Raw genomic sequence first — 9681 nt, forward strand, 5'->3', positions numbered from 1 at the left:
TATTCAGGTGCCTCGCTGGTTTTAATTTCCAATGGGCACAAATTTAAATTAATCGTTATTCTGAAACGCCACTCCATGCCTGTTTAGCTGGCAGGTGTTGCTGTTTTTTATTCGTCATCAAGGTTTTTCGCCTGAAATAAATTAGCGAAAGCACACTACACACACCGCCAATAAGCGGCACGGCAATTAAGCACTGCTTAAAGAAATGCATCCAGCTTACATTGGTTTCGCCAAATTCATGCAGCATTAACACCGAAAAACTACCTACATAGCCAATAGAATCGGCCACGTACATAATAAAACCAATGTTGCTCTTATAATGGAAATTGGCAATCATCCGCTCAAAGAAAATGGCATTATAAGGGATATAAGCCATATAAAGTCCCATACCCAATAAAGCCATCCAGCTTACAGGCCCAACATATCCCTTATCAAAAAGAAAGGTACTAAAGCCAATTAGCAAACAGCCTGCTATAATCATTACATGGATAACAGTAAAAGCTTTAAGGTTATCTTTAATCAGAATCAGCAGTCCAATCATAACCAATACCACTACCGAAATCAGGGTATCGATTTGAGTATAAATATGATTATCATGAATACCCAAACCATTCCATATCTCTACCTCAAAATTATCGCGCATATCGCGGATACAGGTAAGCAGCACATAAATAATAATGGTGAGTACGATGCCCGGCAAAAAAGCAGTTATAAATTTAGCACGCTGTTTTGCATTCATAGGCACCCGTTCGGTACGCAATAGCTTATCTTCTTTTGATGGTGGCGGCATTACTTCTAAACAAAAAACAAAGAAGAAGAGCGGCAACAGAAAAACAAGTCCGGTAAGAAAAGGCATCCAGTTATCGCTCACACCTGCAACCGACATTAAGGTACGCGCCACCGTTTTAACAAAGCCAGAAGCAAATATTAAACTGATAGACATTAATGCGCCCATAAACTCGGTGGTTTTACGGCCTTCTAAATAGCTAAATACCAAACCCCAGATCATACCCAACGGAAAACCATTAAGCAAAAGGAAAGCGATATTGTAAGGAGCAGGTACACATGCAAAGCCCAGTAAGGCCAGCCACGAAAAAACTATAAGCAGGATAATACTTCGCGCCCGGTTATTTTTACCCGATTCGGAAATAAAGCGTATGCCATAAAACTTGCTGAGCGTGTACCCCACCATTTGCGCAACCACCAGCCATACTTTATAATCGACATGCAGAAATTCCTGATGCTCAAAAGTGGCAGAAGCAAAGGCTTTTCTGAAAGCATACATACTGGTATAGCAACCAAAGGCAGCAATACCACCAAGCACAGTAATTAACCAATAAGGCCAGTTAAGTGCTTTTTTGCGGGCAACATGCAGCAGACTCATTTTAACTGCCGAGTTTAGTAATTTGAGCCTGCTGAATTTTATTAACGGCATAATACCTGTTTTTAACGATTGTGCCTGCGTTGTTTAACGCTTTTAACCTGATAGCCATAAACTTTTGTATTTAACATCGCAATAGTAAACATAGTTTATTATTTGTAAACAAAAGTTAAGTTATCAAATTGTTAAGTTTATACCAGCCAAAGCAGGTACTATTTTGTAAATGCTTCCTGCACTGGTTTGCCCCGCCAACTTTGTGGCTGCTGCAGTCCCATTATCCAGGCTAAAGTAGCAGCTGTATCGTAAGTAATAATCACATCCTTAAGTTCGTGGTTTTTACGCACCCCCGGCCCCGCAATAACCCACGGGATCTGAATCTCATCTAACGATTTACCGCCGTGGCCTTTGCCTGTGCCGCCATGATCTGCCGTAACCAATATGATGGTTTCGTCTGCTATCCCGGCATCTTTAACGGCCTGTACAATTTTACCGATACGTTGGTCTACCAGTTCCAGTTGTTTATAATACTCAGGTGTACGGTGCCCAATAGCATGACCGGTATGGTCAGGCTCATCTAAATGCAAAAAGGTAAAATAAGGTTTTTCTTTCCTGATAATAGTCGCAGCAGTGTCGGTACAAAAATCGTCTTTATCGTTTCCATTAACTACAATATTAACAGCCTCTTTTTCGAAAAGATAGCCAATACCACCCCAACTGTAAACCACAGCTGTTTTAGCTTCTTTTTTCTGATCTCTGACTACGCTGAATATGGTTGGAAATATACCATAGGCTGTTTTGGTTGCTGAGGGGATTTCGGGCACTTTGCTGTCCCATTCGGTATAACCATGCTCGGTAGGTCCGGCTCCCATTAACAGCGAAGCCCAGTTTACGGCACTCGAAGAGGGCAACACGCAACGGGCCTTATCGGTCCACGAGCCGCTGCTCATTAATGCTTTAAGATTTGGCATTTTGGCTTCCTTCAGTGCATATGCACCAAAACCATCGCAACCAATTAAAACAACGTGTTTAACTTTTTTTGATTGTGCCACAACCGAAAGGGATGTGCACAGCAGCACTAATGCAGCCAATAAAATTTTCTTCATGTTCATTTGTTTATATTATTTGTGTTTATAAACATGAAGGTAAAAATTTGTTAAGTATTAATAAACATTGTTTATCGTTTTTTTACTCAAAAAAATAAATTACGAGCATTAATGCCTTCCCATCGCCAATATTAACAGGAGTATGTGAGAGTCTGCCATCGAAAAGCATCGAATCGCCTTTTTCGAGTACAATTTTCTTTTTAGAGAACTGGTACTCTACCTTGCCTTCAATCATGTACTTAAATTCAAAGGCTTCGGTTTTAACCATTGGGCGGTGCGCATTTACCTCCAGCTCGAGCAATACAAAATCGGCCGTAGAAAATTTAATGTTTTTGGTCAGGATACGTGAGTAGTTAAAACCCATGGCCTGCTCTTTTTCAAATTGCTGATACTGGTCTTTTCGCTTCACCAGAACGGGCGCATCTTTTTTATGGAAATTGATATCTTTAAAAAAGCTGTTCAAATCAATCTGCAGGCTTTTAATAATATCCATTAACACCATTAATGATGGTATGGTACGGCTATTCTCGATCTGCGAAATAAGTCCTTTGCTTACCGATGCCTTATCGGCAAGTTCCTGCACGGTAATGCCAAGTTCTTTACGACGTTCTTTAATTTTTCCGCTTATCTGTAAAAGAATTTCTTCCTGCATATATTAAATAAGATTGATGCTGCTAATGTATTATTTTATTCCTGTAATCTTATTCAAAAATCACAATCGTTACGTAAACGTTTTTTAAACATGAGTTTTGAGAGAGAATCACCGAGTTTTGAATGATTGAATGTATTTGGAATATCGCTAAAAACGCTTAATGTTCTTAATTACTTAATGATGATTTTTTTAACATTAAGAAGTAAGATAATTAAGGCAAATAAAAAATGATTGAATTTTGAATGATTGAACAGTTAACCATTCTTTCATCCAAAACTCAATCATTCAATCCTCCAGCCCCCTATTAACGGTAATGGCCATGCACCCAATAGCGGCCGCCATGAGGACCGATTACGTAGTGCCCGCGCACCCATTCTCCTCTTGGCCCTCTGGTATGCACCACGCAGGCACTAAAATTCACAACCATAACCAATAAGAGCAACGCATTTACAATCTTTTTCATAACCTAAATTTTAAGTAAATAATAAATCAAGCTTTATGCTGTGTGTACAATTTGGACGGCTGCAAACGCAGAAAGTTTAATTGGATTTGAGTGCATGTAAATAAAAAAAGCCACAACTCTCGCTATGACTTTAACCCCCTTTACACAGGCGCTTACAAATAAACACACTACAAAAGAGAAATCAACTGAAAATTTTACGCTGTTCTTTTATACTTGTGGGCAAACTAAATGCTTTACCTATTTTAAAACAGTATTATAAATTTTATCCAGCAAATCCTGTCTCATTTTTGAGTTTCTTTGATCTAGTAGGATAATGACACCCCAGTTTTTAGCCCTATTGTAAAATATAATTGAAGATTGTCCCATAGAATCTCCAGATTTTAGGTAAACGGTATTTTGATCATCCACTATCATATTAAAACCAAATCCCATTTCTCTTTTGTCATCTTTATAGTAGATTTTTTCTGCAATGATGGATGCTTTACCTACTGCAGTTTCTTTATTCAAAACTGCTTTTAAATAGGTAACCATATCAACAGCGTTAGATTTTACCAATCCGGCAGGTGCGGTAACATTCCAGTTGAAGAATTCCTGAATGCCACCTTCTGGATTGTGAGCTGTCGTTATGTTTTTTACATTGAAATCTTTGGTCAATGTACTTGTCATTTTTAACGGTTGGAATATTTTCTCTCTAATAATTTGATCATAACTCTTGCCATATATTGTTTCTAATATTTGTCCAAGCAAAGTATAGCCAATTGTAGAATAACGAAATTTACCATAATCTTTTAGTTCTGTACAGTTATTGATGATAGTGGTCAATGTTTCTTCAGTTACATTACTTACAGGCTGTTGTGGATTTAACGCTATTAATTTCACAAAATCGATATCAGGCAAACCAGATTGATGAGAGCCCAGGTCTGAAATTTTGATCTTGTTTTTAAGATTTTGATGTAACACATAGCCCTTAGGAAGGAAGCCATCGATAAAATCATCGGTTTTTATTTTATGCTCCACAACTGCTTGTGCTATTAAATTTGAAGTTAAAATTTTAGTGATCGATGCAATTTCGAAGATCGAATGCTTATCGATTTTCGTTTGACTGGTCGCGTTCAAATTACCATAGGCGGTATAGTATGCTTCCTCATTTTGGATAAAGCCAACGCTAATACCAACGTTTGGATTTTTTTGATAATTATCCTTTATGATGGAATCAATCTTTTTAGAAATATCTTGTCCAAAAGAAAAGTTACTGATGAATAATAGAGTGGCTAAGAGTTTTAATGAAGTTTTCATGATATCGAATTTTATATTAAAAATTATTTCTATGCAAACATGAGGAAGAAACTGGCGCTATGCGACCGAATAAACGTAGTCGAACGCATTTGTTTAAAAAAACAAGTACGAGTAATTACAAACCACTGCACTACAACACCTTGCAATGTAGCGTTCGATGTGTTGATGTTATTTTTCTTTATTTATTATTAGGATTTGAATAGCTAACTGATCTCTTGTTAATACTACAGCATTTAGTTTTCCATTGCTGAAATCAAATTTTAATAGGTTGGGATAATCTACAATTTTAAATAATCCATTTTTTAGATATAGTAACTCATTCTCATTTTTTCCTTTAAGAAAATCCAAAAGAAGAGACTCAACATAAAGACGATTATTCTTTTCTACAATTTTGGTTTCCATTCCCTGTCCATATAAGAAATCGTTATAAGTTCCTATCAGTTGTTTTTTTAAACTCATAGGTATTTCCTGAATGTCTTCATTGATTTTTTTATTCCAGCCCATTAGTGTAAGTATCTTTATCCTGGTATTATTCATCACTGGAAAACGATTAGGTTTTTCGCCATTGGCCAGATATACAATACCGTTACCATCTGTCATAGACGCCAAAACATTGCCCCCAACTCCAGTATTGGAACCATTACAAGAAAACCAATCGTAGTTGTTGTAACCAAAAGATTTTTGCCATCCGTAACTCCATCCACCCACAGCATTTTTTAAAGCGCTTACTGCTGTTATTTTTTTGGCAATATCATGAGAGATCACCTTGTTGTTTTTATTGCGTAAAGCATTTTGTATTTCAATAGCAATTTTAGCTAAATCTGTTGGCGTAGACCATAAGCCAGATGGCCCAACTTGAGGCGTGATTGGCAAACCATTTCTGATTACTTTTCCTTCTTCATCATGAACAAGCGCCACGTTAGTTAGGAATCCCTTTTCATTTGGCTGTATCATTGTGGTGTTTTTTAAGCCAAGTGGCGAAAAAATATATCTTGCTGCAAGCTCGGCGATAGATTTATTCAAGGTATCCTCTAATGCCATTTGGATAATTACATATCCGCCACCACTGTATTGCCAATCGGTTCCTGGAGTGAATAAGAAATCAATTTCTTTATTGTATCTCGGTATCTGACCTAAAAGACTTTGTTTTAGCGTTGGAATGGTATCTCCTTCATAATAGTCTGCAAATCCCTCTTGAGTTGTGCCGGCTGTATGATTAAGAAATTGTCTCCAGGTTGGGCTGTTGTTCTCCGTAAACTTACTTTTTGGCAAATGCCAACGTTTTAAGGATTTATCTATTGGTTCATCTAAATTGATCAGTCCTTTCTCTTCAAGCACGTAGCAAAGCAATGCGGTAATTGGTTTTGAAATAGATGCTGTAGAGAAAGCAGTGTTTCCATCTATTTTTTCTTTTGAATCTGTTGATTTTACTCCAAATTGATTAGTATAAACGATTTTGTAGTTTTCAAAAACAACAACACTAAACCCTGGAAGCTTGTGTTTTACTAATTGTTGTTCAACATTTAAACTGTCTGTAAGAAAGCTAAGGTCTCTTTTTGTAGACAATACTCTTTTGTTTATTTGACAACTCGAAACTGTTAAGAGAAGGATGAGTAAATAAAGCGTACTTTTCATGGTATCGTTTTTAGGTTAAAAATTATGACGATACAAACATGAAAAAGAAGTTAACACTGTGCGACCGAATAGACGTAGTCGAACGCATTTGTTTGAAAAAACAAGTACGAGTAATCACAAACTACTGAATTACAACACCTTGCAATCTAGCGTTCGATATGTTGATGTTATTTTTCTTTAATTATTATTGGGATTTGAATAGCTAACTGATCTCTTGTTAATACTACAGCATTTAGTTTTCCATTGCTGAAATCGAATTTTAACAGGTTGGGATAATCTACAATTTTAAATAATCCATTTTTCAGATACAGCAACTCATTTTCATTCTTCCCCTTAAAGATTTCCAAAAATGGAGATTCAACATAAAGACGGTTATTCTTTTCTACAATTTTGATATCCATTCCCTGCCCATAAAGGAAATCATCATAAGTTCCGATCAGTTGCTTTTTTAAACTCGAAGGTATTTCCTGAATGTTTTCATGAGGTACTTTTTTGTTCCAGTTCATCAACGTCAACAGCTTTATCCGCACTTGGTTGATCACAGGAATACGATTAGGTTTTTCGCCATTCGCAAGAATTACAAAGCCATTCCCATCTGTCATCGTAGCAAAAATACTACCACCAACTCCAGTATTAGAGCCACTACACATAAACCAATCGTAGTTGTTGTAACCAACAGACTTTTGCCATCCATAAGCCCAACCACCAACAGCATTTTTCAAAGCGCTTACTGCGGTTACTTTTTTAGCTATACGATGAGAAATTACTTTGTTGTTTTTATTGCGCAAGGCATTTTGTATCTCAATGGTAAGTTTAGCTAAATCTGTTGGGGTAGACCATACTCCAGATGCTCCAACTTGCGGTGTAATTGGCAGGCCTTTTTTAATCACTTTTCCATCTTTATCGTGAACTGAAGCAACATTAGTCAAAAATCCGGTTTGGTTAGGCTGTCTCATTGTGGTGTTTTTTAAACCAAGAGGCGAAAAAAGGTATTCTGCTGCAAGTTCTGCAATAGATTTATTCAAGGTATCTTCTAATGCCATTTGTACAATTACATAACCGCCGCCACTGTATTCAAAACTGCTTCCAGGTGTAAACAAGAATTCAATTTCCTTATTGTATCTTGGTATTTGCCCTAAAAGACTTTGTTTAATTGTTGGAATGGTATCTCCTTCATAATAGTCTGCAAATCCGCCTTGATTTGTACCAGAAGTATGGTTAAAGAATTGCCTCCAGGTTGGACTATTATGCTCCGTAAACTTACTTTTAGGCAAGTGCCAACGTTTTAAATATTGATCTATTGGATCATCTAAATTAATTAAGCCTTTCTCTTCAAGTATATGGCAAAGCAGTGCCGTTATTGGTTTTGTAATTGATGCTACAGAAAAGGCAGTGTTTTCGTCTATTTTCTCTTTAGCATTCATTGATTTCAATCCTACTTGGCTCAAATACACCATTTGATAATTTTCAAAAACAACAAGGCTGCCCCCCGGAAGCTTGTATTTTGCTAATTGTTGTTCAAGGTGTAAACTGTCGGTTAGAAAGCTATAGTCTCTTTTTTTCGATAAAACTTTATAGCTGGTTTGGCAACCCGAAACTATTAATAGAAGCGTTAGTAAATAGAGTGTCCTTTTCATGTATCGTTTTTAGGTTAAAAATTATGACGATACAAACATGAAAAAGAAGTTAACACTGTGCGACCGAATAGACGTAGTCGAACGCATTTGTTTCAAAAAATAAGTACAGGTAATTAAAAAGACAAGTACAAATAATTACAAAGCGCTATTTTACAAACCCTTACGATAAACAGTAGGGGTTTTGCCAGTGTGTTTTTTAAAAGCCGTATTAAAAGAAGATTTTGAATTAAAACCTACATCATATAGAATTTCGAGAATAGTTAGCTTACCTTTTGTCCCATCCCTTAAAATATCCATGGCAGTCTCTATCCGGTAAGCATTAACGAAATCGTAAAAATGTTGTTCCAGTTTATGGTTAATTAAAAGCGATAAGTCGCGAACAGGAACTCTAATATGCTTTGAGACCTCTTGAATGGTTAAAGCAGGATTAAGAAATGGTTTTTCTTCGGCCATATACTGCTTCAATTTCAATAACTCTTCATTGTATTCCTCTTCAGCTATGGCTAATTGCTGGTTATTTTTTTCTTCCAGAATAAGGTCCGAAACCAATTTTAATTTTGAGTCTATACTTCTGAATAAATCCGGATGATTTAATGCCTTGTATAAATACCAACAAATCATAAACAGGCTAAATACCGATATTCCAATCTTTATCCATTCAGAGATGTAGGGATAATCAGAAAATTTAAATGCATTTTTTAAAATGGCAGTTAAATATAAAATGGTGAGTACGCTTGTAAACTGAAATAGCCAATGATAAGAATTGATACTGTCGCCTGCATTATTTTCCAGATAGAGCTTTTTTGCTTTTCTTAATAGCATAAAAATAGCTGCTAAATAGATCACTATTTGAATAAGAATAAGAAGATGATTGAATTGCACTTCAACCATACTTTGGCGATTTACAATAAAATCAATTTTAGCGGCGGCATCTACAGCATAAAAACGAGGTAATAAAATTGCGTTTACAATGAAAAATGGAAGCAGATGAAGCAAATATTTAGGTTTAAACCTGAAATCAGCATAACAAACAGATAAAACGTACAGATAAAAAACTGGAATTTGTAAGAAAGCAAATGTAGTCCTGAACATTCCCAGATTCGAAGGACCATCAGTATATAAATTAAATAAAGGATGACTAAGATCTGTTGCATTTATCAATAGAAAAATAGCAAACAGCACATTGCTCGTCTTGTGTTTGGTTTTAACTGTAAGCAAAAAAAATGCTAGAAATAGTGAAATGAACAAGGAAATTACAGTTACAATAACCAGCAAATTAATTTTATCCATTCGTTATTCTTTTATGGCCCATTTATCTCAGGAAAGTTAGTTTTTTTGGTATTCGGGTAGGAGTAAATTTGCAGTTTTAGAATATGCGTTCTTTACCTCCAGTTTTTATGCGGCGAATTTAGTTAATTTTATGATGATTACCTATCGGGCTATTGCCAACATAACATTGATTAGAAGAGGTAAAATAGTTAAGCCTGGATGGGCTTAAATCGAGTAGGAAGATA

At 36.1% G+C, this 9681-nt stretch carries 8 protein-coding genes; all 8 read right to left on the reverse strand.

From position 1 onward, the window contains the following. Positions 1 to 55 precede the first annotated feature (55 nt). The 8 genes from DBR40_RS23700 to DBR40_RS23730 all read right to left on the reverse strand — a co-directional run bounded on the left by DBR40_RS23700 (position 56) and on the right by DBR40_RS23730 (position 9457). Positions 56 to 1435, reverse strand: a complete 1380-nt coding sequence (locus DBR40_RS23700) for a DUF5690 family protein (RefSeq protein ID WP_124562215.1) — start codon at positions 1433 to 1435, stop codon at positions 56 to 58. Positions 1436 to 1593: 158 nt separating this feature from the next. Next, complete coding sequence (locus DBR40_RS23705; protein WP_124562216.1) at positions 1594 to 2484, reverse strand: alkaline phosphatase; 891 nt, start codon at positions 2482 to 2484, stop codon at positions 1594 to 1596. Between the two features lie 82 nt (positions 2485 to 2566). Next, entirely contained in the window at positions 2567 to 3136 is a 570-nt protein-coding gene (locus tag DBR40_RS23710) for a helix-turn-helix domain-containing protein (protein WP_124562217.1), read from the reverse strand. A 304-nt stretch (positions 3137 to 3440) separates the two neighbouring features. Next, the gene (locus tag DBR40_RS26775) at positions 3441 to 3599 is read right to left on the reverse strand and encodes a hypothetical protein (protein ID WP_158674122.1); all 159 of its coding nucleotides are present in this window, start codon (positions 3597 to 3599) and stop codon (positions 3441 to 3443) included. Positions 3600 to 3836: 237 nt separating this feature from the next. After that, positions 3837 to 4895 carry a serine hydrolase domain-containing protein gene (locus tag DBR40_RS23715; protein WP_124562218.1) on the reverse strand — a complete coding sequence of 353 codons (1059 nt, stop codon included), beginning with the start codon at positions 4893 to 4895 and terminating at the stop codon, positions 3837 to 3839. Between the two features lie 168 nt (positions 4896 to 5063). After that, positions 5064 to 6530: a serine hydrolase domain-containing protein gene (locus DBR40_RS23720; RefSeq protein ID WP_124562219.1), complete on the reverse strand. Its 1467-nt coding sequence runs from the start codon at positions 6528 to 6530 to the stop codon at positions 5064 to 5066. Positions 6531 to 6697: 167 nt separating this feature from the next. After that, a complete protein-coding gene (locus DBR40_RS23725; RefSeq protein WP_124562220.1) occupies positions 6698 to 8167 on the reverse strand; it encodes a serine hydrolase domain-containing protein in 1470 nt (489 codons plus the stop codon). Between the two features lie 150 nt (positions 8168 to 8317). Next, positions 8318 to 9457: a helix-turn-helix domain-containing protein gene (locus DBR40_RS23730; protein ID WP_124562221.1), complete on the reverse strand. Its 1140-nt coding sequence runs from the start codon at positions 9455 to 9457 to the stop codon at positions 8318 to 8320. Between the last annotated feature and the right edge of the window lie 224 nt (positions 9458 to 9681).

This window comes from Pedobacter sp. KBW01, assembly GCF_003852395.1.
In the GTDB taxonomy this organism is placed as follows: domain Bacteria; phylum Bacteroidota; class Bacteroidia; order Sphingobacteriales; family Sphingobacteriaceae; genus Pedobacter.